Below are 24,075 nucleotides of genomic sequence, written 5' to 3' on the forward strand. Positions count from 1 at the left end.
TTCAACCGTCCGCAACAACTCGGGCCGAATACAACACCCTAAAGTAGCTATCTTTTTATCTCGTCCACTTTTACTTGAATCACCATCCCCCGCCGCCGGAACAACGTGCATACGGCAAGGCCCGGGTGATTCGCCCGGACTGTGCGAAAACCGGCGCCCGGACAGGGCCGCACACGATGGTATCTTGTCGCAACAGTAATATGATACCGGCAACCTCAGCAGGTTGCACCGTTTCGCGCTGCGCCGGGGGAATGTTCATTCTGGAAATGTTCTCAAGTGGTTACCGGTTACCGCTACCAAGGTCACTCAACCATTGTCGGCAATTCATCCCGTCATCGGGCAGTTCTGGCCGGCCACCGGGCTGTATTCACTGCATGTAGTGGTTTGCTCGCATCGACTCGCAGGCGCAACATCCATAAAATTTACCAAGGGCCCAAGACGTGACCGCACCATCCCACGGACCTGCGATAGATGGACATTCGAAATCCCGATATGCCGGATGCCGGCGACGACGACCGCGGCGATGCCGGCATCTGGTTCCAGAACGAGGAGATCGGCCCGGACCTGCGCGAGAAGCTCTGGTCGATCATTTCCCTGGAGTTCGAGCAGATCCTCGACCGGTTCTACGACCGCATCGAGAACTCTTCCAACCAATGGATGATCGAGAAGCTCGACCGCAGCCTGATCAAGCACAAACAGATCAACCACTGGCGCCAACTGGTGCTCTATCCGGTCGATGAGGACTACGAGAGCCGGCTGCGCAACATGCATGTGCTGCACCTCAACATCGGCATGAAGCACAGCTTCTACATCTCGTCCTACATGTACCTGCTCAACGCCTTCCAGAAGGAAATCCTGCGCCACTCGTCCGGCCCGCGGGAGGCCTATGAGCTGATCGTGGCCATGAACAGCATCATCACCGACGACATGGTGCGTGCCCTCGACGTGGAAGTGAACATCATCGAACTCTAGGCCGTTGCCGCCCGTCACTGCATCGGGCCCCGCCCCCCCTGCGTCGGTGTATCCCGACCAATCCTGATTTAACCGCTCCGTAGCGCGTGCTAGACAGGACATATCCCATTCAAAAAGTCGCTACGGACAGTCCGATGACCTTTCAATCGCGCCCCTCTTCGAATCCCGACCGCACCAGCGTCGACGAGATCGTCGGCCGGCGCCGCATGCGCCGCAACCGCAAGTCCGACTGGGCGCGGCGCATGGTCCGCGAGAACACGCTAACCGTCGACGACCTGATCTGGCCGTTGTTCGTTATCGCCGGGTCGAATGTGCGCCAGCCCGTCGCCTCCATGCCGGGCGTGGAGCGGCTGTCGATCGACGAGATCCGCCGCGACGCCGCCAGGGCAGCGGAACTCGGCATTCCGGCCGTCGCGGTCTTTCCCTATACCGATCCGGCGCTCCGCGATGCCACCGGCTCCGAAGCCCTCAACGCCAACAACCTCGTCTGCCAGGCCTGCCGGGCAATCCGCGAGGAGACCGGCGATATCGGCATCATGACCGACGTCGCCCTCGACCCCTATACCAGCCACGGCCATGACGGGCTGATGTCGGGCGAGGAAATCCTCAATGACGAGACCGTCGACCAGCTCGTCACCCAGGCCCTGGTGCAGGCCGAGGCCGGCACCGACATCATCGGTCCGTCCGACATGATGGACGGGCGCATCGGCGCCATCCGCGAGGGCCTCGACAATGGCGGCTACCGGAACGTCCAGATCATGTCCTATACGGCGAAATACGCCTCGGCCTTCTACGGTCCGTTCCGGGACGCGGTCGGCACCAACGCCACGCTGATCGGTGACAAGCGCACCTACCAGATGGACCCGGCCAATACTGACGAGGCGATCCGCGAGGCCGAACTCGACGTCGCCGAGGGCGCCGACATGATCATGGTCAAGCCCGGCATGCCCTATCTCGACATCATCCGCCGGCTGAAGGATGCCTTCGCGATGCCGACCTTCGCCTATCAGGTCTCCGGCGAGTTCGCGATGATCGCGGCGGCCGGCCAGAACGGCTGGATCGACCACGACCGGGCGATGCTGGAAAGCCTGATGGCCTTCAAGCGCGCCGGCGCCGACGGCATCCTCACCTATTTCGCCCCCATGGTGGCGGAAAAGCTGAAGGCCTGAGCCCCGGCGATCTCCGGAAGCACGACATTTCCTGACGTTTTTACTGTGAGCGGTAGCAAATGACCGCTCACATCTTTTTTATACCTGGCGTTGCGGGCGTATTTCGATTGACTCCCTGAGGTGTGCGACTGACACTCGGTGCGTGGAAGTCTTTCCGGAGTCCGCGAATGCTGAAAAAACTCCTGGAAGAATGGAAGCTGGTGCTTCTCAGCCTCGTCGCTCTCGTCATCGGCGCGTCGGTCATCATCGTCGTGCTGGCCGACAAGAAGCTGAATGCGGGCTTCACCACCGACGGCAGCTTCACCATCGGCCTGTCCGACGATGTGCGCTCGACCACGGAGCTGGTCGGGCTGCTCGACGCGGACGAGCGTTCCGACGAGAAGGAGGAACTGGTCGCGCTGCTGCGCCTGCGCTCGTTCTATTCGCTTCAGGACCCGGCGATCATCGAGGCAATGCGCGGCCTCGACAACAATGCGCGCCTTGCCCGGGCCCTGCAGGACATGGCCCAGGAAGGCATCGGGCCGTTCCAGACCCGCGTCTTTGCCGGCGTCACCATGATCGCCGCGGACGACATCCAGCCGAGCACCGCCCATTATTGCGCCGGCAGCGATTTTTCCCGGCGCAGCCTGACCCTTGCCCGGCCGACGCCGGGCGGCAACGGCAGCGGCCGCATGCTGGTGACCACGGTCTTCGGCGTGCAGAGCCGCACTTGCACCGACGCCGAACAGCGCAACCGGCGCCTCTGGGTGCACCGGGACGTGGTCGCGATCGCCTCCACCGACGCGCTGGTGCGGCCGGACCCGGACCGCACGCCGGAAGCGCTTGTGGCGGAAATCGAGGCGCGCCGCGCCGCCGTGCGCGCCGGCGAGGAGGTCGGCGACATCGAGGTCCAGATCCGCCTGATCAGTCCGATCCCGAGCCGCAACCCGAACACTTTCCTGGCCTCGACGCAGTAACCGAAGGAGCGCCGGGGACATGGTCCGATGACACAGCCGAGACACCTGTTCCGCCCGCTCCTTGCCGCCGTCGCTGCGGCCGCGGCGCTCCTTGCGGCGACACCGGCTGTTGCCGATTGCTACTACAACGGCGCGCTCTATCCGACCGGCACGACGCTCGGCGACCTCGTCTGCCGCAAGGACGGAAGCTGGGGTCCGGCGCCGAAACCGGGCGCCCCGCAACCGGGCGCACCGCCACCGCAACTGGCGCCGCAACGGGCGCCAGCGGAGCCCCGGTCCGGCGTTCTTTGACCGGAACCCATTTGAAAAGACGGCGTTGAATCCCCAGCTATGGGCGTGAACCCGACGCACCCCTGCAACCGGATGCAACGCAAGATGAGCGACACCACCGACCGTTCGAGATACGACAACCGCGATTTCGTCTTCGATCCCGTGCGCCAGCCGGAACTGTTCGACGACGTGCGCCGGCGGCGCATCTTCGCCTTTCTCCTCGACGTCGTCGCCATTGCCGCGCTGACCTTCGTTACCGGCGTTGCCGTCTTCGTGCTCGGGCTCCTCACCTTCGGCCTCGGCTGGCTGATCTACGCCTTCCTCTGGCAGGCCGTCGCCCTCCTCTACACCGCCTTCACGCTCGGCGGGCCGAACTCGGCCACCCCCGGCATGCGGGCGATGGGGCTGGAGATGCGGCTTTGGGACGGCGCGCCGATGTACCCCCTGCTCGCCGCGGTCCACGCCCTCGGCTACTGGCTGTCGGTGGTGTTCCTGACGCCCTTCGTGCTCTTGGTGTCGCTGATCTCCGACCGCAAGCGCCTGTTGCACGACATGCTGCTTGGCACCGTCGTCATCAATTCGCCGGGCGATGCGGAATACGGACGCTTCGGCCGGTTTGAACGTTAGGCGTAGACCGCCGGTCAGAGCCGAAATCGCCTGCCCCTGAAGCCGCCCCGGAGCGCTTCTTTCTGGAACACTTCAAGGCCCGCGTTCCGATTCCTGTGATCTGAAAGCGAATTTCCTCTGGATGCGGCTTGCTGACGTGAAGACAGCCGCGCCATTCTCGGTTACCACTGGACCGATTGCGTCCCGGTGGAGTGGTGGATGGCGTTCGCGCCCGACATTCAGATGTGGCTGACTTTCGCCGTTATCGGCGTGACGGTCATCCTCTATGCGCTGGAAAAGCTCTCCATCGAGGTCGTCTCGCTCGGCTCGATCGTCGCGCTGATCCTCGTCTTCACGATCTTTCCGATGCCTGGGCCGGTTCAGGTGACGCCGGCGGACCTGCTCGCGGGCTTTGCCAATCCTGCCCTCATCACTGTGCTCTCGCTGCTCATCGTCGGCCAGGCGCTGTTCCACACCGACGCGCTGGAAAAGCCGGTCCGCGCCATGGCGCGGTTCGCCCGCGGCCGCAAGATGCTGGCGATGCTGGTCGCACTCGGCGGGGCGGGCCTGATCAGCGCCTTCCTCAACAACACGCCCGTCGTCGTCATGCTGTTGCCGGTGATGACGGCGATCGCCGCGATCCAGAACGTGTCGGCCTCGCGCATCCTGATGCCGCTGTCCTTCATCACCATCCTCGGCGGCATGACGACGCTGATCGGCTCGTCCACCAACTTGCTTGCGGCCGATGTCGCCGCCCATGCCGGCGCCGTCACCCTTTCCTTCTTCTCCTTCACGCCGATCGCCTCGATCATGGCGGTCTCCGGCGCAATCTATGTGCTGGCCGTCATGCCGCGGCTCCTGAAGCCGCGCCAGAACATGGCCGAGGAACTGCGCTCCGCCTCCGGCAAGCAGTTCATCGCCCAGATCGAGATCCGCTCCGGCCATCCGCTGGTCGGCCAGAAAGCCGTCGCCGGCTTCTTCCCGGCGCTCAAGGACATGACCGTGCGGCTCGTCCAGCGCGGCGGCGACCCGATCCTGCCGCCGTTCGAGAACGTGACGCTCGGCGTCGGCGACACCGTCATCGTCGCCGCCACGCGCTCGACCCTTTCCGCCGCCCTCACCGGCAGGACGACGCTGATCTCCGGCCGCCACCCGCCGATGGACCCGGGAGAGCGCAAGGGCCAGCCGGACGAGCTGACGCTCGCCGAGGCGATCGTTGCCCCCGGTTCGCGCCTGACCGGGCGGACCATCACCAATTCGGGCCTTTCCTCCGACACCGACTGCGTCGTCCTCGGCATCCAGCGGCGCTCGCGCATGCCGCGCATGCCGATGCGCGATATCCGGCTGGAGGCCGGCGACGTGCTGCTCTTTGCCGGCCGGCGCGACGATGTGGAGGGCCTTCGCGCCAACCACGACGTCATCCTGATGGAATGGTCGGCAAGCGAGGTGCCGCAGCGCCAGTTCGCCGGCCGGGCGCTCTTCATCTTCGCCGCCGTCGTCGTCCTTGCCGCCACCGGCGTCGTTCCGATCATCACCTCCGCGCTTGCCGGAGCGCTCGCCATGCTGGCGTTCCGCTGCCTCAATGTGCGCCAGGCCGTGCGCGCCATCGACGGGCGCATCGTCATGCTGGTCGGCGCGGCACTCGCCAACGCCACCGCGCTGGAGGCGACCGGCGGCGCGGCAACCGTCGCCGCGGCGATGGTCGCTGCCATGGAGGGCCAGTCGGCGACGGTGCTGCTCTCCGGCCTCTTCCTCCTCATCGCCCTTCTCACCAACGTCCTTTCCAACAATGCGACGGCCGTGCTCTTCACGCCGATCGCCATCGGCATCGCCGCCCGCGCGGGCCTTCCGTCCGAGCCCTTCGTCGTCGCCGTCATCCTCGGCGCCAACTGCTCCTTCGCGACGCCGATCGGCTACCAGACCAACCTCCTCGTCATGGGACCGGGGCACTACCGCTTCGCCGATTTCCTGCGCGCCGGCATTCCCCTCGTGCTCCTGATGTGGATTGTCTTCACACTGGTCGCGCCAATGGTTTATGGTCTGTGATCCGTATTGGATCGGGCTGGACACGGGGACCATTTGTGGCCAGCGTGAAGGGGCGCTTCGGGGGGCGTCCGGACGACGGCGAATGACACGGCAATATATCGACAATCCGCAATTCTACCTGACGGCGCCGTCTCCCTGCCCCTATCTGCGGGGGCGCCAGGAGCGCAAGGTGTTTACCCACCTCGTCGGCGCCCGGGCTTCCACGCTCAATGACATCCTCACCCAGGGCGGGTTCCGGCGCTCCCAGAACATTGCCTACCGGCCGGCCTGCGAGGGCTGCCGGGCCTGTGTCTCCGTGCGTGTCGACACAGAACACTTCGAGGACAGCCGCTCGTTCCGGCGCATCCGCAACCGCAACGCCGACCTGATCGGCCGCGAGGGCGGACCAAAGCCGTCTTCCGAGCAGTACTCCCTGTTCCGCAGCTATCTGGATGCGCGCCACGCCGACGGCGGCATGGCCGACATGACCGTGCTCGACTACGCCATGATGGTCGAGGACACCCATGTGGACACCATGGTCATCGAATACCGCCTGCGCGGCCCCGACAGCGGCATCACGGAGGCCGGCGACGGCCCGCTGGTGGCGACCGCCCTCACCGATGTGCTCTCCGACGGCCTGTCCATGGTCTATTCCTTCTTCGACACGGAGATGCCCGACCGCAGCCTCGGCACCCACATGATCCTCGACCACATCGCCCGGGCGCGGGCGCGGGGCCTTCCTTACGTCTATCTCGGCTACTGGGTCGATGGCTCGCCGAAGATGGACTACAAGACGCGCTTCCAGCCCCAGGAAAAGCTCGGCCCGCACGGCTGGGAATAGTCCGCGGCTGTGTCCCTGCCCAGCCGGCACGGAACTTGCTAACCCGCATCCTCGACGAGAAAACCGTTTCAAAAGGATGCGCGAAACGATGGCCGATGTTGTCATTGTCGGCGCCGGCGTCTGTGGCACGCTGACGGCGGCGCTGCTCTCCCGCCAGGGCATCGATGTCACCCTGATCGACGCGCGGCACCCCTGCCCGCCGACCTTCAAATGCGAGTTCGTCGGCGTGGACCAGGCCGAGCGACTGAAGCGGCTCGGGTTCCTCGACCTTGTTGCCGCGCACTCAACGCCGATCACGCGCGTCACCGACGCCTGGATGGGCACGGCCGTCAGCACCGGGCCGACCGAGCACTACGGCATCCTCTACCACGACCTCGTAAATCTTCTGCGCGGCGCCCTGCCGGAGGCGATCGACTTCCGCACCGCACGGGTCACCTCGATCGCGACCGGCGAGGACGGACCCATGGTCGAACTGGATCAGGGCGAGACACTTCGGCCAAAGCTCGTGGTCCTGACCACCGGCCATGCCCCAAAACTCCTCACCCGTCTCGGCCTCACCCGCAACATAATCAGCCCGTCGCACAGCGTCTCGCTCGGCATGACCATCGAGGCGACGGAGGCCGACGGCTTTTCGTTCCAGGACATGACCTATTGGGGCGACCGCGAGGACTCCGACATCGCGCTTGCCACCTTCTTTCCGGTCGCGGAAGGCATGCGCCTCAACATCTTCGCCTACTGGACCGGCGACGACCCGCGCATCGCGGAAATCGCTAATGCCCCGGCCGAAACCCTCTTCCGCCTGATGCCCGGCCTCAAACGGGTCACCGGCGACTTCCGCGTCCGCGGCCGGATCGACCGCTTCGCCCTCAACCTCTACCGCACCGAAGGGCCGGCCCTCCCCGGCATCGTGCTGACCGGCGACGCCTATTCCGCCGTCTGTCCGACCACCGGCACAGGCCTTACCAAGGTGCTCAACGACGTGGAGATCCTGACCGGCACCTACGCGCCGCAATGGCTGAAAGCCGGCACCATCTCGGCCGCGGACGTCGCCCGCTTCTACGGCGACGACCGAAAGCGAGAGGTCGATGCGGAAACCGCCGCCCTCACCATGCGCATGCGCCGGACCGCCAAGGACACCGCCCTCAAATGGCGCCTGAGGCGCACCGCACGGCGGCTCAAGCGGCGGGTCTGGAAAGAAGCAGCGACGAGGCTGAAGCGCGCAGCGTGAGGCCCGGCATATCAGGAACGATCGCCGGTGACGGGCGTGCTCGCGCAATTCTTCCCGGCACCCGCCCCGATCGCACCTGTCATTGCCTCGGCAAGACCCTAGAATCCCGGAAGCCGCGTGCCCGTCGGTGGCGCCTCACATTCACCTTGCCGGGATACCGTCTTGCTTCCCTTCCAAAACACCTATTCCGAACTCCCCGACCGCTTCTTTGCCCGCATGGAGCCGTCGCCGGTCAAAGCGCCGGCGCTGATCCGGCTGAATGAGGGTTTGGCCGAGGCCCTCGGGCTCGACCCGGTCGTGCTGTCCTCGCCCGAGGGCGTCGACATGCTGTCCGGCAATCGCTTTCCGGAAACGGCCGATCCGATCGCCCTGGCCTATGCCGGCCACCAGTTCGGCAATTTCGTGCCGCAGCTCGGCGACGGGCGGGCCGTGCTCGTCGGCGAAGTGGTGGACCCGGAGGGCATTCGCTTCGATCTGCACCTCAAGGGCTCGGGCCGAACCCCGTTTTCGCGCGGCGGCGACGGGCGCGCCGCGGTCGGACCGGTGCTCCGCGAATATATCGTCGCCGAGGCGATGCACGCGCTCGGGATCCCGACGACGCGAGCGCTCGCGGCCGTCAGTACCGGCGAGCCGGTCTATCGCGAGGCGCGGCTGCCCGGCGCGGTGCTTGCGCGCGTGGCCTTGAGCCACGTGCGCGTCGGCACCTTCCAGTATTTCGCCGCGCGCGAGGACGTCGACGCCATCGCCCGGCTCGGCCGGCACGTCATCGACCGACTGTATCCGGAACTGGCCGCAGCGGAACGGCCTGCCCTCGCCCTGCTTGAGGCCGTCGTCGCGCGCCAGGCCCGGCTGATCGCCCGGTGGATGTCCGTCGGCTTCATCCATGGCGTCATGAACACCGACAACATGGCGATCTCGGGCGAGACCATCGATTTCGGTCCCTGCGCCTTCATGGATTTCTATCATCCCGGCCGGGTCTACAGCTCCATCGACCATTACGGCCGCTACGCCTTCGGCAACCAGCCGGCCATGGCGCAATGGAACCTGGCGCAATTCGCCCAGTGCGTGCTTCCGCTGATCGACCGGGACTTGGAGGCGGCCGTCGTGCCGGCGCAAGCGGCCATCGACGCCTTCCCGGCGCTGTTCGAGCGGGAAAAGCTGGAGGTCTTTGCCGCGAAGCTCGGCTTTTCCGGGCCGCGCCAGGGCGACGGGGAGCTGTTGCAGGAACTGCTTGAGGCGATGTCGCGAAACGAGGCGGACTTCACCCTAACCTTCCGCCGGCTTGCCCAAAGCCTTGAAGCGGATACGGATCGCGGATCGCGGTCGCTCTTCGTCGATCCGACCGAGTTCGACCGCTGGGCGGGGAAATGGCGGGCGCGGCTCGACGAAGAAGGCGTTCCCCTCTCCGAGATCGCCGCGCGGCTCAACGCCGCCAACCCGATCTACATTCCGCGCAACCACATGGTCGAGGAGGCGCTTCACGCCGCCGTCGACCGCGACGACATGCAGCCCTTCGAGACGCTGCTCAAGGTGCTGGCCGATCCCTTCACCGAGCGGGAGGGGCTGGAGCGTTTTTCGCTGCCGCCGGAGCCGGGCGAGGAAGTCCGCCAGACCTTTTGCGGAACTTGATGCTGGACAGGCATTGACCGGGGCGCCGGATTGCGCGGCAAAGCCCTCCTTGCCATGTCCTCCGCGCCTGCCAATCAACGTTCTTTTCGGGAACGTTGCTCGGGTACCTTTCCGCATACTCTGACGTCACCCCGGGCTTGACCCGGGGCCTATTGCCCGCATCGACACTGTAGCCCGTCACGGCTCTTGGCACGGCATCGATCGAGGGGCTTTCCGCAACCAGCACCCGGCATACCGTGGCGACATGGGCATTGGATACCGGGTCTGCGCTGCGCTCCGCCCGGCATGACGCAGGAGAGGGGCGGGACCGGGGAGAAAACCCTGCGGTCCGAACGCCAGAAACGCCTCTAAAGCCCCTCATCCCCGAACCGGTTCCCGCGCGGAAAACCCGTCGGGGCGATGCGGCCGGCCTGGGCGCGTTCGCCGCGCCATTCGGCGAGTTCGTCGAGGCTTCTTGTGTGGGTGCGCCCCGCGGAGTCCGACCAGGTGAGGCCCGCGTCGCCGGAGAACACGCGCACATCCGATATGCCGCCGTCCTTGTAGCGCTGCAGGCGGACGCCGCGGCCGCGACCCATTTCCGGAACCTGTTCCAGCGGAAAGATCAGGAGTTTTCTGTTCTGGCCGACGACGGCGACCGTGTCGCCCGAGGCGCCGTCGCGCGACAGCGGGCGGCAGATTTTCGCTTCGTCCGTCCCGGTGACGGTCAGGACCTGCTTGCCCTTTCGCGTGCTCGCGATGACGTCGTCCTCCGGCACGACGAAGCCGCGCCCGTCCGTCGCCGCGACCAGCAGCTTGCGGCCCGGGCGGTGAACAAAGACGGCGACGACGTCCTGGTCCTGGTCCATGTCGACCATGATTCGCACCGGCTCGCCATGGCCGCGCCCGCCGGGCAGGCGGTCGGCCGACAGCGTGTAGAAGCGCCCGCCCGTGGAAAAGACGAGGATCTTGTCGGTTGTCTCGGCCGGAAAAGCGTGGCCCAGCTTGTCGCCCTGCTTGAAGGCGAGGCTGGAAAGGTCCTGGCCGTGGCCCTTCAGGGCGCGGATCCAGCCCTTTTCGGAAATGACGACGGTGATCGGCTCGCGCTCGATCATCGCCTCCTTGATGTCGGCGTCCTGGTGCTCCGGCGCCTCGCCGAAATCCGTGCGGCGCTTGCCGAGGTCCGTGTTCTGGCCGTAGGCCTTGGCGATCTCGGTCAGCTCGTCGGAAATCTTCTTCCACTGGGCGTCCTCGGAGCCGAGCAGCGCCTCGATCTCGGCCTTTTCCGCCGTCAGCGCCTCGTGTTCCTTGCGGATTTCCAGCTCTTCGAGCTTGCGCAACGCGCGCAGCCGCATGTTGAGGATCGCTTCGGCTTGGACGTCGGTCAGCTCGAAGGTGCGCATCAGCTCCTTCTTCGGCTCGTCCTCCTCGCGGATGATACGGATGACCTCGTCGAGATTGAGATAGGCGATGAGGTAGCCGCCGAGGACCTCCAGCCGGTGCTCGATCTTGCCGAGCCTGTGGCGCGCGCGGCGGACCAGCACTTCCTGGCGATGTTCGAGCCATTGCTGCAACACATCGCGGAGGCCCAGGACGTTCGGCACCTGGCCGCGGGACAGGACGTTCATGTTGAGCGGAACGCGGCTTTCCAGGTCGGTCAGCTTGAAGAGGGACTCCATCATCAGGGCGGGATCGACCGTGCGCGCCCTTGGCTCCAGCACGATGCGCACGTCCTCGGCCGACTCGTCGCGGATATCGGCGAGCAGCGGCAGGCGCCGGGCTTGCAGCAGTTCAGCGATCTTTTCGATCAGCCGCGCCTTTTGCACCTGATAGGGGATCTCGGTGACGACGATGACCCAGGTGCCGCGCTTCTGGTCTTCCTGGTGCCAGCGGGACCGCACGCGGAACCCGCCACGGCCGGTGGTGTAGGCCTCGACGATGCTCTCGCGGCTGTCGACGATGATGCCGCCGGTCGGGAAATCGGGGCCCGGCACATAGTCGACCAGCTTGTCGATGGTGGCGTTCGGGTGCTTGATCAGGTGGCGCGCGGCGATGCACAGCTCGGCCGCGTTGTGCGGCGGGATGGAGGTCGCCATGCCGACGGCGATGCCGGCCGAACCGTTGGCGAGGAGGTTCGGAAAACCGCCCGGCAGGACGATCGGCTCCCTGTCCTCGCCGTCATAGGTCTCGCGGAAGTCGACCGCGTCCTCGTCGATGCCGTCGAGCAGGCGATGGGCGATCTCGGTCAGCCGCGCCTCGGTGTAGCGCATGGCGGCGGCGTTATCGCCGTCGATATTGCCGAAATTGCCCTGGCCCTCGACCAGCGGATAGCGGACGGAAAAATCCTGGGCGAGGCGCACCATGGCGTCGTAGATCGCCTGGTCGCCATGCGGGTGGAACTTACCCATGACGTCGCCGACGACGCGGGCGCACTTCTTGAAGCCGGCGCCGGGGTCGAGCTTCAACAGCCGCATGGCATAGAGCAGCCGCCGGTGGACCGGCTTCAGCCCGTCGCGCACATCCGGCAGGGCGCGGTGCATGATCGTGGAGAGCGCATAGGCCAAATAGCGCTCTTCCAGCGCCTCGCGCAGATTGACGCTCTCAACCCCGCCGGACGGGGGAATCACCTCGTTTCCCATGGGATTTCAGTACCGGCGGGGACGGCGGCTGGCAAGGGAGTTGACCGCGTAGCGGCCCCGATTTCCAAGGATTCCGGCGTGCGCATCGTAGCTACCACGCTCTCGGTTTTTCGGAAGCGACGTTGCGATGCTTCCGGGCGCACCACCTTCTCCCCGTCATCCCGGCCGTAGCGTAGCGGAGAGCCGGGATCCATTGCCCCTTTCCACACGGTATACCGCACCGACCGGGGGGCGGCCTGGGCTCTTGGCAACCGCTTTATCCTACCAACCAACGACATACCGCTTTGAGACGGGCAATAGGCCCCGGATCAAGTCCGGGGTGACGGCAATCTTCCCGGCTTGCGGGAGTGTTCCTTTCTCGCAGACGTCGAAAAAGAAACGCAATCGTGAGGTTCGGAGAGTTGCCAGTGGTGGGCGCCCAACGGAAGCCGGCGCGACGTGTCCTACCCGCTGACGACCGACCTCACCAGCAGCGGCAAACTCGCGGGGTTTTCGCCGATGCGGCGGATGCCGTAGGGCCACCAGTCGCGGCCGAAGGGGGTGTAGAGGCGGATGCGGTGGCCGCTTGCGGCGAGGGTTTCGGCGAGCTTGGTTCTCACGCCGAAGAGCATTTCGAATTCGTAGGCGTCGAGGGCCCAGCCGTTGGCCTCGGCGCGTTCGATGGCGTAGGCCTGCAGGCGGTCGTCGTGGGTCGCGATGACGGGATAGAAGCCGCGGTCGCGGGCTTTTTCCGACAGCATGAGGTCGATGAGCCGGCGCGAGTTCTCCTTGATGGCGGCGTTGCCGACATGGGCGATCTCGGGGCCGGCGACGAAGGCGCCCTTGACGAGGCGGACCATGCCGCCCGGCCGGATGCGGGCTGCAAGGTCCGCTTCGGTGCGCTTCAGATAGGCCTGCATGGTGACGGCGACGGGGACGCCGTCTGCGGCGAGGTCGTCGTGGAGGGCGAGCGTGGCGTCGACTGTTGTGTGGTCTTCCATGTCGAGCATCAGGCAATGGCGGCCGGGGCCGCGGGCGGCGTTTGCCAGCGCCTTGCCGATAACGCGCGCGTTCTCCGTCATCAGGTCGGACGACACGCCGAGGCCGATCTGGGTCGGATCGACGGAGACGTGGATATCGAGGCCGGCCTCCGAAAGCGCCTTGATCGCAGAGAGCTTTTCGCGGACCGCCTCGTCGATGCCCTCGCGGGTCTCGACATATTCGCCGAGATAGAACAGGGAGACGGAGATGCCCTTTGCGGCAAGGTCTCGGGCGGTGGCGACGGCATCTTTGGCCGTACCGCCCGCCACATAGCGCTGCATCATGGCGGCGGCCGTGCGGTTCTTCTGGATCCAGCCCTTCAGCGAAGAGGAGCGCGCAAGGCCGATCATTGCCGACTGCCACAGACGTCTCAGCATCGAAAGAACTCCGGCTTGGGATGATTTTCGCCAAGGATTAGCAGATGGACGGGGTCAGAAGCGCGGGACACGAGCGCGCACGCCCTCACCCCTTCAGTTCCTCCACGATGCGGTCGCGTTCGCGCAAGGGGGGCAGGCCGCGGGGCTCGAAGATGTGGCGGGTGAGGAAGAAGCCGGTGAGTGCGAGGCCGGCGGAGATATCCGCGGCGGGCGGGCGCTCGCCGGGATCGGTCAGCAGGAAGGGCGGCAGGGCAAGGAGCTTGTCCTTGTAGGGTGCCCCCGCCTCGCGGGAGACGGCGCGGGCGGATTTCGGCGAGACGTAGACGAGGTCCTCGCGCGTGCCGGTCGCCGCGCAGGAGGAAAGGTCGAGGCCGAAGCCGAGCTCTTCCAGAAGGCGCGTTTCGAAGCGGACGAGAAGTTCGCCGGTGAGCGGGGCATCGGAGAGATGGTCGAGGATGGCGACGGCCATCAGGTGCAGGCGCTCATGCGGGTCGCGCTCGGGCAACAGGCGCAGCAGGGACGACACGGTCTGCACCACATGGACGCCGAAGGCGGTCTCCATGACGCCGGCGGCGCGCAGTTTTACGGGCTCCACGGCATAGAGGCCGAGGTGGCTGTCGAGGCGCGCGCGCCAGGTGACCACGAGGTCGTTGCCGGGCTGCAGGGCCGCCTGCATGCGGCGCGAGCGGCCGCCGCGCACCAGCCCCAGGTGCCGGCCATGGGCGACGGTCATCATCTCCAGAATGACGCTGGTCTCGCCGTGGCGGCGCACGCCGATGACCGTTCCCTCGTCGCTCCATTCCATTTTTCTGGCACTCGTGCCCTTCTCTTCGCCCTATTTCGCGGGGCTGCCGAAAGGACTGGATTGCTTCGCTGCGCTCGCAATGACGCATTACATTTTCGTCGTCATTGCGAGGAGGCCGTTAGGCCGACGCGGCAATCCAGTCCGGCGGCCCGCCCGAGGGACCGTCCTGCGCGTCGTGCCGCAGCTCGCCTGCACTCCAAACCCAAAACGACCTAACCGCTTGAAATGAAACGCCCTATGGATTGCCGGGTCAAGCCCGGCAATGACGCAGAGAGTGTTTTGACCTTGTTCGTCCGACCGCCGCGAGGTCGCTCCATCAGGCTGCGACCGCGGCCCGGCGCCGTTGCGCCGCGCCCGCAATGCGCGGTGCGGGCCGTGAGCGAAAAACCTACCTCGGAAACTCCAACCCCATCTCGCGGTAGCGCTCCGGGTCGTCGACCCATTTCTCGCGCACCTTGACGAACAGGAACAGGTGCACCGGCTGGCCGATCGCCTCGGCGATGTCCTCGCGGGCGGCCTTGGAGATCGCCTTGATGGTGCGGCCCTCCTTGCCGAGCAGGATCTTCTTGTGGCTGTCGCGGGCGACATAGACGGTCTGCTGGATGCGGACCGAGCCGTTGCGGAATTCCTCCCAGCTCTCGGTCTCGACCGTCGCCATATAGGGCAGTTCCTCGTGCAGGCGCAGGGTCAGCTTCTCGCGGGTGATTTCGGCCGCGAGCGAGCGCATCGGCAGGTCGGAGATCTGGTCCTCGGGATAGTGCCACGGGCCTTCAGGCATGTTGGCGGCAAGGTATTTGCCAAGGTCCGGAACGCCGTCGCCGGTCAAGGCGGAGATCATGAACGTCTCCTCGAAGCTGCCGCGGGCATTGATGCTTTCCACAACGGCGAGGAGGTCTTCCCGGCGCATGGTGTCGATCTTGTTGAGGGCCAGCACCTTGCGGTGGGGGACGTCGGCGAGCTTGTCGAGGATGTCGCCGACCTCGTCGGTCACGCCCTTGCGCGCATCGACCACCAGCACGACGAGGTCCGCATCCATGGCGCCGCCCCAGGCGGTCGTCACCATGGCCCGGTCGAGCCGGCGCTTGGGCTGAAAAATGCCCGGCGTGTCGACGAAGACGAGTTGCGAGGCGCCTTCGATCGCGATGCCGCGGATGATGGCGCGGGTCGTCTGGACCTTGTGGGTGACGATGGAGACCTTGGCGCCGACAAGGGCATTGAGGAGTGTCGACTTGCCGGCATTGGGCGCGCCGATCAGGGCGACGAAGCCGCAGCGCGGCGCGTCCGGCGTTGCGCCGGCTTCAGCCGCGCTCACGAGGCGCCCTTTGCGTTCCAGATGCCCTCGCGCTCCAGGAGCGTCGTTGCGGCCATCTGCTCGGCCTCGCGCTTGGAGCGGCCGCGCCCGCTCGCCGGGGCGTAGCCGACGACGTCGACGCGGGTGGTGAATTCCGGCGCGTGGTCGGGGCCGGCGCGGTTTGTGACGGTGTAGCTCGGGGCGACGAGGCCCTGGCCCTGCGCCCATTCCTGCAGCGTCGTCTTGGCGTCGCGCAGGGGGCCTTCCCAATTGACCATCTGGTCGCGCCAGTGGCGCTCGACGAAGGCGCTCGCCGCACCGAAGCCGCCGTCGAGATAGATCGCGGCGATCACCGCCTCGCAGATATCGGCGAGCAGCGCGCGCTTGTGGCGGCCGCCGCTCTGGTCCTCGCCCTCGCCGACGCGCATCGCCGTGCCGAGGTCGAGCGCCGAGGCCACATTGGCGCAGGTCTCCTGCTTGACGAGCTGGTTGAGCCGGCGGGCGAGTTCCCCCTCGTCGGCGTCGGTGAAGGTCTCGTAGAGCATGTTGGCAACGGCAAGCGCCAGCACACGGTCGCCGAGGAACTCCATGCGCTGGTAGCTGCCGGACATGTCGCCCGGCGTCGTCAGGGCGCTGGCATGGGTCAGGGCCTGCTCAAGCAACGCCGGATCGGCGAAGCAGTAGGCAAGGCGGTCCTCGATGCTCGTCAGGCTGCCACGCCCGCTATTGGCCCTTACAGCGTCTGAAAGAACCGATTCCACCTTGCGATCCATGGCCATTTCCAAACCATCCAGGCGCTCTCGCCGGATTTTACAGAAAAGAAGATGATCTCCGCCCGTCCGATCAGGTTCTCGAACGGCACATATCCGACGGACTCGCGGCTGTCGCTGGAGTTGTCGCGATTGTCGCCCATCATGAAATAGTGCCCTTCCGGCACTTCGAACACCTTTGTGTTGTCGCCCCGGGCGTGATCGCTCAGTTCCAGCACGTGGTAGCTGACCCCGTTCGGAAGGGTCTCGATGAAGCGCCGGGCGTTGACCCGGTAGCCGCGATCGTCGCCGGAGAATTCGCCGTCCGGCACCTTCTTCACCGGCTCACCATTGATGTGCAACAGGCCACCGATGACCTGGATGCGGTCGCCGGGAAGGCCGATCACGCGCTTGATGTAATCGGTGGAATTGTCCCGCGGCAGCTTGAAGACGACGATGTCGCCGCGCTCCGGCTTGGCGCTCCAGATGCGGCCGGAAAACGGCGCCAGAGAATAGGGAAAGGAGTGGCGGGAATAGCCGTAGCTGTATTTGGAGACGAACAGGTAGTCGCCGACGAGCAGCGTTTCCATCATCGAGCCGGAGGGAATGTTGAACGGCTGGAAGAGGAAGGTGCGCACGATGAGGGCAAGGATCAGCGCGTGGACGACGACCTTGACGGCCTCGCCAAATCCGCCGCTCTTCTTTGCGTCGTCGTCGGTCTGCGAACGGCTTTCACGTTCTGCCATAAAGTGTCCAATCCAATCGAAAGGGCGGGCGCCGGGCTGCGGCGACTCCGGCACTAATTAGCGCTTGCCTCGCAATGGCGCAATGGAGCGCCGGGATTTCGGCGATTTTGCGGGCAATCGGAGCATCCGGCCGTCCTTCAGGCGCTGCCGACAGGGGCCGGGCCGGACGCGGCATCGGCGCCCGCGGCAAGGCTCCGCGCCTGGCGCCGCTCCTGCAGCCAGCGCCGGCGGCGGCGCTGGTAGCTCGTCACCGCGACGTAGACGAGGAGATAGAAGACGAGGCCGGTGGCGAGGCCGAGGGGGATCGAGCCGACGACCATGGGCTTCAGGATCGGCATCAGGCCGTCGACGGAGCGCAAATTGTCCGGATTGAGCACGATTGCCTCGCGCGCCCTTGCGTCTTCGCCGAGAAGGCCGCTGCCGAGACGGAATGTGGAGGCCCAGATGAAGGGATAGGTCAGCGGGTTGCCGAAGAACGAGCCGAAGGCCGCCGCGATCAGGTTGCCGCCGATGAGGACGGCGATGAGGAAGCTGAGGATGAACTGAAGGCCGAGGAACGGCGTCGTGGAGGCACACACGCCCGCGGCGACGCCGGCCGCCACCGCATGGGGCGTCGCCGACAGGCGGACGATGCGCTTGCCGATATATTTCAGCGAACGCCGCCAGGAATGGCGGGGCCAGACAGACACCCGCAGCCGTTCCCGCCAGCCGGGTTTCCTTCGCCTTGCGAACAGCACTAATTTCTCCGCCTCAAACGCAGATCCCTACGCTTCAAACGTTCGCTCCCGCCCGGTCATATGGGGTCGCTGTGGTGCGACCGCCAGCCGCAGGCGCGGGCCCCCCTCCCCGGATTCTCAGGCGAGCCCCCGGCTTCCCGGCTTGACCGGCGGAATCGCGGCCAGCTCGGGCGGCAGTTCCTCGAGCGAATAGGACGGAACCTCATATTCGGCAAGCGCAATCAGCGGGACACCGACGTCCGCCTTGCCCGCGGACCGGTCGATGATGCAGGCGCAGGCGGCGACCTCGATGCCCTCCTTGCCCAGTGCCTCGACGGTCTCGCGCACCGACAGGCCCGTGGTCACGATGTCTTCCACGACGACGACCCGGGCGCCCTTCGGCAGCTCGAACCGGCGCAGCCTGAACACGCCGTCCTCGCGCTCGACCCAGAGCGCCGGCTTGCCGAGCTGGCGCGCGGTCTCATAGCCCGGCACGATGCCACCGATTGCCGGCGAAATGACGGCATCGACGTCGCCATAGCCGGCCTCGCGGATGCGCTCGGCAAGGCCGGCACAGAGCTTTTCCGTCTTGTCGGGGAACTGAAACACCCGGACTTTCTGCAGGAAGATCGGGCTGCGCCGGCCGGAGGTGAGGATAAAATGCCCCTCCAGGATGGCGTCGCATGAGCGGAAAATGTCGAGGACCTCGTCGCGATCCATAGGGTGCTCCCCCCTTTTGCGGAGACCGGACCGGGCCGGCCGATATCGTCATGAATCTCCCCGCGGCAGAGCTACAGCATCGCGCCGGCCTTTGCCAGAAGGGTTTGATTCTTTCAGCGTTCAGGCGCCACGCGGGCTTTACGCCGCATCGGCGGCGGCGCCCGTTCGGGCTTGCGACGCCTGACGGCGTCGGGTCTCGCGTTCGGGCGTCCCGCAGGCTTTACGCGGCACCGGCCGGCGAACCTCGCACCGCCGCCAGTTACGCCTAGCCGTTGACGCGGGAGACCTTGGAGACCACGGGCTTGGCGCGGATCTGGTTGATGATGCGGTTCAGGTGCTTCAGGTCCCAGACCTCCAGGTCGATCAGCATCTCGTGGAAGTCGTTGGCCCGGCGGTGCATGGAGACGTTGTCGATATTGCCGTCGTTCTCTGCGATCACCTGGGCGAGCTGGGCGAGCGTGCCGGGCTCGTTGATGACGTTGACGGCGATGCGGGCGGGAAAGCGTTCCTGCTGTTCCGCATCGATGTCCCAGCGCACGTCGAGCCAGTTCTCCGGCTGGTCGTCGAAATCCTTCAGGGCCGGCGAGTGGATCGGGTAGATGGTGATCCCCTCGCCCGGCTTCAAAATGCCGACGATGCGGTCGCCGGGCAGCGCCCCGCCCTCCGGTGCGAAGCTGACCGGCAGGTCGCCCTTCAGGCCGCGGATCGGCAGCGAGGGCTGGGTGTCCTGGCGCTTGCGGCCGGGAATGCGGAACTTGACGCCGACGGCGCGGGTGAGCCCGAACCAGCCCTCGTCCGGCCGGCTGCCGGCTGCGGTCGCGCGTTCTTCCTGGTACTGGGGATAGACCGCCTTGACGACATCGTCGGCGCGCAGTTCGCCGCGGCCGACGGCGGCCAGGAGGTCGGCCTGGTCCGTGTGGCCGAGGCGCGGCATGACGACGGCCAGCATCTCCTCGTCGAACTTGCGCTCGGCGCGGGAAAAGGCGCGCTCCAGGATGTGCTTGCCGAGGCCGCCATATTGCCGGCGCACCGAATCCTTGGTGGCGCGGCGGATGGCGGCGCGGGCCTTGCCGGTGACGGCGATCGATTCCCAGGCCGGCTGCGGCTCCTGGGCATCGGAACGGATGATCTCCACCTCGTCGCCGTTGGAGAGTTCCGTTACCAGCGGCGCCATCTGGCCATTGATCTTGCAGCCGACGCAGGTGTTGCCGACATTGGTGTGGACCGCATAGGCGAAGTCGATGGGCGTCGCGCCGCGCGGCAGGGCGATCAGGCGGCCCTTGGGCGTGAAGCAGAAGACCTGGTCGTGGAACAGCTCCAGGCGCGTGTTTTCCAGGAAGTCTTCCGACGTCTCGCCGCCGGAGATGGTCTCGATGGTGCGCCGCAGCCACTCATAGGCGCGGCTTTCCTCGGTCCGCTTGACGATGTTGCGCCCGCCGCTCTCGCCGTCCTTGTAGATGGCGTGGGCGGCGATGCCGTATTCGGCGATGCGGTTCATCTCCTCGGTCCGGATCTGCAGTTCCACGCGCTGGCTGCTCGGGCCGACCACCGTGGTGTGGATGGAGCGGTAGTCGTTCTGCTTGGGGATCGAGATGTAGTCCTTGAACTTGCCCGGCACCGTCGGCCACGTCGTGTGGACGAGGCCGAGCACCCGGTAGCAGTCCTCGACCGTGCCGACGATGAGGCGGAAGCCGTAAATGTCGGAAAGCTGCTCGAACGCCACCGAGTTGTGCTGCATCTTGCGGAAGATCGAATAGGGCCGCTTTTCCCGGTCGCGCACCTCCGCCTCGATGCCGGCCTCCTTGAGGAGCGCGCCGAGGCTGGCGCGAATGTCGGAGATCAGCGTCTGGTTCTTTTCCCTCAGCCGTTCCAGCCGCTCGGTGATGGTGCGGTAGGCTTCCGCGTTGATGTGCCGGAACGCGATGTCCTCCAGTTCCTCGCGCATGTCCTGCATACCCATGCGCCCGGCGAGCGGGGCATAGATGTCCATCGTCTCCTCGGCGATGCGGAACCGCTTGTGCGGCGGCACATGGTGCAGCGTGCGCATGTTGTGGAGGCGGTCGGCGAGCTTGACGAGGAGGACGCGGACGTCGTCGGCAATCGCCAGCAGAAGCTTGCGGAAGTTTTCCGCCTGCTTGGCGCGGCGGGAAACCAGATCGAGCTTCTGGATCTTGGTCAGACCTTCGACGAGCTTGCCGATTTCCGGGCCGAAGGAGGTGTCGATCTCCTGGCGGGTGGCGTCGGTGTCCTCAATGGTGTCGTGCAGGAGGCCGACGCAGACCGTGGCGTCGTCGAGCCGCATGTCGGTAAGGATCGCGGCGACTTCCAGGGGATGGGAGAAATAGGGGTCGCCCGAGGCGCGCTTCTGGGTGCCGTGCTTGCGCATGGCATAGACATAGGCCTTGTTGAGCAGCGCCTCGTTGGCGTTCGGATTGTAGTTCGTTACCCGTTCGACGAGTTCATACTGCCGCATCATGGCCGGTTGATACGCATCCTGACGGCGTTCCGGGCGTTGCCGGAATCAAAAGCGGTGGCCGGCACGATTGCCTGCCACCGCCAAATATCGTGTTCCCGTCGCGGCTTGTCAAAGCCATGCCGCAACCGGGACGGTATCGGGCCTAGACGTCGTCGCTCTTGTCCGGCGGAACGAGGCCTTCCAGGCCGCGCAGCAGCTCCTCCTCCGACATGCGGTCGAAGGTGATCTCCGCATCGTCCTCGCCGGACGGGGCGGCATCGGCCGTGGCATCGCCGCCCGGCTGGGAGGCGATCATCGGGACCGCTTCCGGCTCCGGCTCGTCGACCTCGACATATTTCTGCAGCGAATGGATGAAATCTTCCTTCAGGTCCTCCGGGCTGACCGTCTGCTCGGCGATCTCGCGAAGGGCAACGACAGGGTTCTTGTCGTTGTCCCGATCGACGGTCAGCGGGGCGCCGCTGGAAACCATGCGGGCCCGGTGGGCGGCGAGCAATACGAGCTCGAACCTGTTATCCACCTTGTCGATGCAATCCTCGACGGTGACGCGCGCCATCTGAACTTCTCCAGGTTTTTTGGAATTCAACCGCACCCATAAGACGGAACCCCCAAAAATGCAAGGTTTGCCCGGCGCGTTTCTTCCCTTAAAATTCCGCAACAATTGTTCGTGAAAATATACGATTTATTTTCTACAAGCACTGGAAAATTCATGCTAGCAAGACAATATCATGGAATCGTTTCAGATCGAGAGCGACATTGCGTTGTCAACACGTCTGATTGTGGTAGATACGGCCAATTCAACATGCCGTTTAAAACTTCGATCTCCTAGGCAAATTTGACGATAGAAAAAACGTCTTAGGAAATTGGAAAGCACTCGCGATGAGTGTGGCGATTGATCTGATTCAACATTCCGTTTGGATAACAAAAACCAGAAAGACCAGTTCATGTTCGACCCGCGCGAAAAGATAGCCCTCTTTATTGACGGGGCAAACTTGTATGCCACCGCCAAGTCGCTCTCGTTCGATATCGACTACAAGAAACTGCTGGCAGCATTTCAGAAGAAGGGGTATCTCCTCCGAGCGTACTATTATACCGCTCTGATCGAGGACCAGGAATACTCCTCCATCCGGCCGCTGATCGATTGGCTCGATTACAACGGCTACAAGGTGGTGACGAAGCCCGTGAAGGAGTTTTTCGACTCCTCCGGACGCCGCAAGATCAAGGGAAACATGGACATCGAGCTTGCCGTCGATGTCATGGAACTCTCCGAACACATCGATCACGTGGTGCTGTTCTCCGGCGACGGCGATTTCCGCTCGCTGGTGGAGACGGTGCAGCGGCGCGGCCGCAAGGTCAGCGTGGTCTCGACCCTCGTCACCCAGCCGCCGATGATCGCCGATGACCTCCGCCGCCAGGCGGACCATTTCATCGACCTTGCCGACCTCATCAAGGAGGTGGGCCGCGACCCGAACGACCGTCCGCAGCGCGATCGCACCCCGCGGGTCGAGGAAGAAGACGAGTTCGACGACTACTGAGCCCAGGCCTTCCGGGATCAGGACAAGGCGGCGCCGACAGGATTCGGCGCCGTTTTCGTCTCATAGCGAAGCACTCGGCTGCTTTCCTGTTGACGGCGTATGGCCGGATGGCCCGGGCGGTTCAATCCCCAGGCCGGCTGGGATAGGCTCCCCCTCGCCTTTGCCCTTCCTTCCGCCGCGCCGATCCAGGTCCGCCATGAACCCTGCCACCGACCCCGACCGCGACTGCCCGCGCTGTCCGCGGCTGGTCGATTTCCGGAACACCTGGCGCGGCCGCGAGCCGGACTGGTTCAACGCGCCGGTGCCGACCTTCGGCGACCTGGACGCGGAATTCCTCGTCGTCGGCCTTGCCCCCGGCCTTCGCGGCGCCAACCGCACGGGCCGGCCGTTCACCGGCGACTATGCCGGCGATCTCCTCTACGCCACGATGATCGATTTCGGCTTTGCGAAGGGGTCGTACGAAGCCCGACCCGACGACGGCCTGACGCTGATGGGGGCCGCCATCACCAACGCCGTGCGCTGCGTGCCGCCGGAAAACAAGCCGACCGGACCGGAAATCAAGGAATGCCGGCCGTTCCTGATCGCGACGCTCGGCGCCATGCCGCGACTGAAAGCGGTGCTGGCGCTCGGCCGGATCGCCCATGACACGATGCTGACGACGCTGGGGGAGCGCCGCGCCGCGCACCCGTTCGGCCATGGCGCCCGGCACGACCTTGACGGCCTCACCCTCTTCGACAGCTATCACTGCTCGCGCTACAACACGAACACGGGGCGGCTGACCGAAGAGATGTTCCGCTCGGTCTTTACCGACATAAGGGCGGCGGTCGACGCGAAATAGCGGCCGTGCTCAGCCCTTTTCGCGCAAAAGACGGCCCTTTTCCCGCTCCCAGTCGCGCTTCTTCTCCGTCTCGCGCTTGTCGTGGACCTTCTTGCCCCTGGCGAGCCCGAGCAACAGCTTGGCGATGCCGCGCTGGTTGAAATAAAGCTTCAGCGGGATCAACGTCATGCCGTCGCGCTGGATGGCGCCGATCAGCTTGTTGATCTCCTTCCTGTGCAGAAGAAGCCGGCGCGGGCGCCGCGGTTCGTGGTTGAACCGGTTGGCCTGCAAGTATTCCGGAATATGGCCGTTGATCAGGAAGATCTCGCCGTTCTGCTCTGTCGCATAGGACTCGGCAATATTGCTCTTGCCCTGGCGCAACGACTTCACCTCCGTGCCGGTCAGCGAAAGGCCGGCCTCGAAGGTCTCCAGGATCTCGTAGTTGAATCGTGCCTTTCGGTTCTCGGCAACGAGCTTGCCGGGAGCCGGTTTGTCGGCGGCCATGCCGGAACTCC

General features: G+C 65.4%; 22 protein-coding genes. 11 read left to right on the top strand and 11 right to left on the bottom strand.

All coding sequences use genetic code 11. The features are described 5' to 3' along the window. The first annotated feature begins 471 nt into the window (after positions 1–471). From M2319_RS18325 to M2319_RS18365, 9 genes are all read left to right on the top strand, one after another. Entirely contained in the window at positions 472–972 is a 501-nt protein-coding gene (locus tag M2319_RS18325) for a protoglobin domain-containing protein (protein WP_264602915.1), read from the top strand. 206 nt (positions 973–1,178) lie between these two features. Next, entirely contained in the window at positions 1,179–2,141 is a 963-nt protein-coding gene (gene hemB / locus M2319_RS18330) for a porphobilinogen synthase (RefSeq protein ID WP_264603085.1), read from the top strand. A 167-nt stretch (positions 2,142–2,308) separates the two neighbouring features. Further along, a complete protein-coding gene (locus tag M2319_RS18335) occupies positions 2,309–3,097 on the top strand; it encodes a hypothetical protein (RefSeq protein WP_264602916.1) in 789 nt (262 codons plus the stop codon). Positions 3,098–3,124: 27 nt separating this feature from the next. Continuing rightward, positions 3,125–3,388, top strand: a complete 264-nt coding sequence (locus M2319_RS18340; protein WP_264602917.1) for a hypothetical protein — start codon at positions 3,125–3,127, stop codon at positions 3,386–3,388. A gap of 84 nt (positions 3,389–3,472) precedes the next feature. After that, positions 3,473–3,994: an RDD family protein gene (locus M2319_RS18345; protein ID WP_264602918.1), complete on the top strand. Its 522-nt coding sequence runs from the start codon at positions 3,473–3,475 to the stop codon at positions 3,992–3,994. Positions 3,995–4,192: 198 nt separating this feature from the next. Further along, on the top strand, positions 4,193–6,019 hold the full coding sequence (locus M2319_RS18350) for an SLC13 family permease (protein ID WP_264602919.1): 1,827 nt from the start codon (positions 4,193–4,195) through the stop codon (positions 6,017–6,019). Between the two features lie 82 nt (positions 6,020–6,101). After that, on the top strand, positions 6,102–6,839 hold the full coding sequence (locus M2319_RS18355) for an arginyltransferase (RefSeq protein ID WP_264602920.1): 738 nt from the start codon (positions 6,102–6,104) through the stop codon (positions 6,837–6,839). A gap of 88 nt (positions 6,840–6,927) precedes the next feature. Beyond that, entirely contained in the window at positions 6,928–8,067 is a 1,140-nt protein-coding gene (locus M2319_RS18360) for an FAD-dependent monooxygenase (RefSeq protein WP_264602921.1), read from the top strand. 162 nt (positions 8,068–8,229) lie between these two features. After that, positions 8,230–9,696 carry a protein adenylyltransferase SelO gene (locus M2319_RS18365; RefSeq protein ID WP_264602922.1) on the top strand — a complete coding sequence of 489 codons (1,467 nt, stop codon included), beginning with the start codon at positions 8,230–8,232 and terminating at the stop codon, positions 9,694–9,696. A gap of 347 nt (positions 9,697–10,043) precedes the next feature. Here M2319_RS18365 and parC read toward each other — a convergent pair whose 3' ends face one another. The 10 genes from parC to rpoZ all read right to left on the bottom strand — a co-directional run bounded on the left by parC (position 10,044) and on the right by rpoZ (position 21,764). Beyond that, complete coding sequence (parC, locus tag M2319_RS18370; protein ID WP_264602923.1) at positions 10,044–12,311, bottom strand: DNA topoisomerase IV subunit A; 2,268 nt, start codon at positions 12,309–12,311, stop codon at positions 10,044–10,046. 443 nt (positions 12,312–12,754) lie between these two features. Further along, positions 12,755–13,708, bottom strand: a complete 954-nt coding sequence (locus tag M2319_RS18375; RefSeq protein WP_264602924.1) for a proline dehydrogenase family protein — start codon at positions 13,706–13,708, stop codon at positions 12,755–12,757. A gap of 85 nt (positions 13,709–13,793) precedes the next feature. Beyond that, on the bottom strand, positions 13,794–14,513 hold the full coding sequence (recO, locus tag M2319_RS18380) for a DNA repair protein RecO (protein WP_264602925.1): 720 nt from the start codon (positions 14,511–14,513) through the stop codon (positions 13,794–13,796). A 388-nt stretch (positions 14,514–14,901) separates the two neighbouring features. Next, positions 14,902–15,825, bottom strand: coding sequence for a GTPase Era (gene era, locus M2319_RS18385; protein WP_264602926.1), 924 nt, complete (start codon positions 15,823–15,825; stop codon positions 14,902–14,904). Then, positions 15,822–16,577, bottom strand: coding sequence for a ribonuclease III (rnc, locus tag M2319_RS18390; protein ID WP_264602927.1), 756 nt, complete (start codon positions 16,575–16,577; stop codon positions 15,822–15,824). Before rnc ends, era begins: the two co-directional genes overlap by 4 nt. Beyond that, positions 16,538–17,299, bottom strand: a complete 762-nt coding sequence (lepB, locus tag M2319_RS18395) for a signal peptidase I (RefSeq protein ID WP_264602928.1) — start codon at positions 17,297–17,299, stop codon at positions 16,538–16,540. Before lepB ends, rnc begins: the two co-directional genes overlap by 40 nt. 137 nt (positions 17,300–17,436) lie before the next feature. Further along, entirely contained in the window at positions 17,437–17,988 is a 552-nt protein-coding gene (locus M2319_RS18400) for a DUF2062 domain-containing protein (protein WP_264602929.1), read from the bottom strand. Positions 17,989–18,153: 165 nt separating this feature from the next. Next, on the bottom strand, positions 18,154–18,735 hold the full coding sequence (pyrE, locus tag M2319_RS18405) for an orotate phosphoribosyltransferase (protein WP_264602930.1): 582 nt from the start codon (positions 18,733–18,735) through the stop codon (positions 18,154–18,156). A 265-nt stretch (positions 18,736–19,000) separates the two neighbouring features. Further along, positions 19,001–21,211, bottom strand: a complete 2,211-nt coding sequence (locus tag M2319_RS18410; RefSeq protein ID WP_264602931.1) for a RelA/SpoT family protein — start codon at positions 21,209–21,211, stop codon at positions 19,001–19,003. Positions 21,212–21,353: 142 nt separating this feature from the next. Then, positions 21,354–21,764 (bottom strand): DNA-directed RNA polymerase subunit omega, encoded by a 411-nt coding sequence (gene rpoZ / locus M2319_RS18415; protein WP_264602932.1) that lies wholly within the window; start codon positions 21,762–21,764, stop codon positions 21,354–21,356. A gap of 388 nt (positions 21,765–22,152) precedes the next feature. Between rpoZ and M2319_RS18420 the strand changes: the two genes are divergently transcribed. Continuing rightward, positions 22,153–22,743 carry a LabA-like NYN domain-containing protein gene (locus M2319_RS18420; RefSeq protein ID WP_264602933.1) on the top strand — a complete coding sequence of 197 codons (591 nt, stop codon included), beginning with the start codon at positions 22,153–22,155 and terminating at the stop codon, positions 22,741–22,743. Positions 22,744–22,939: 196 nt separating this feature from the next. Further along, positions 22,940–23,581, top strand: a complete 642-nt coding sequence (locus M2319_RS18425) for a uracil-DNA glycosylase (protein ID WP_264602934.1) — start codon at positions 22,940–22,942, stop codon at positions 23,579–23,581. Positions 23,582–23,590: 9 nt separating this feature from the next. Here the strand turns inward: M2319_RS18425 and smpB are convergent, their stop codons facing one another. Continuing rightward, positions 23,591–24,064, bottom strand: coding sequence for an SsrA-binding protein SmpB (smpB, locus tag M2319_RS18430; protein WP_264602935.1), 474 nt, complete (start codon positions 24,062–24,064; stop codon positions 23,591–23,593). Positions 24,065–24,075 lie beyond the last annotated feature (11 nt).

This window comes from Rhodobium gokarnense (assembly GCF_025961475.1).
In the GTDB taxonomy this organism is placed as follows: Bacteria; Pseudomonadota; Alphaproteobacteria; order Rhizobiales; family Rhodobiaceae; genus Rhodobium; species Rhodobium gokarnense.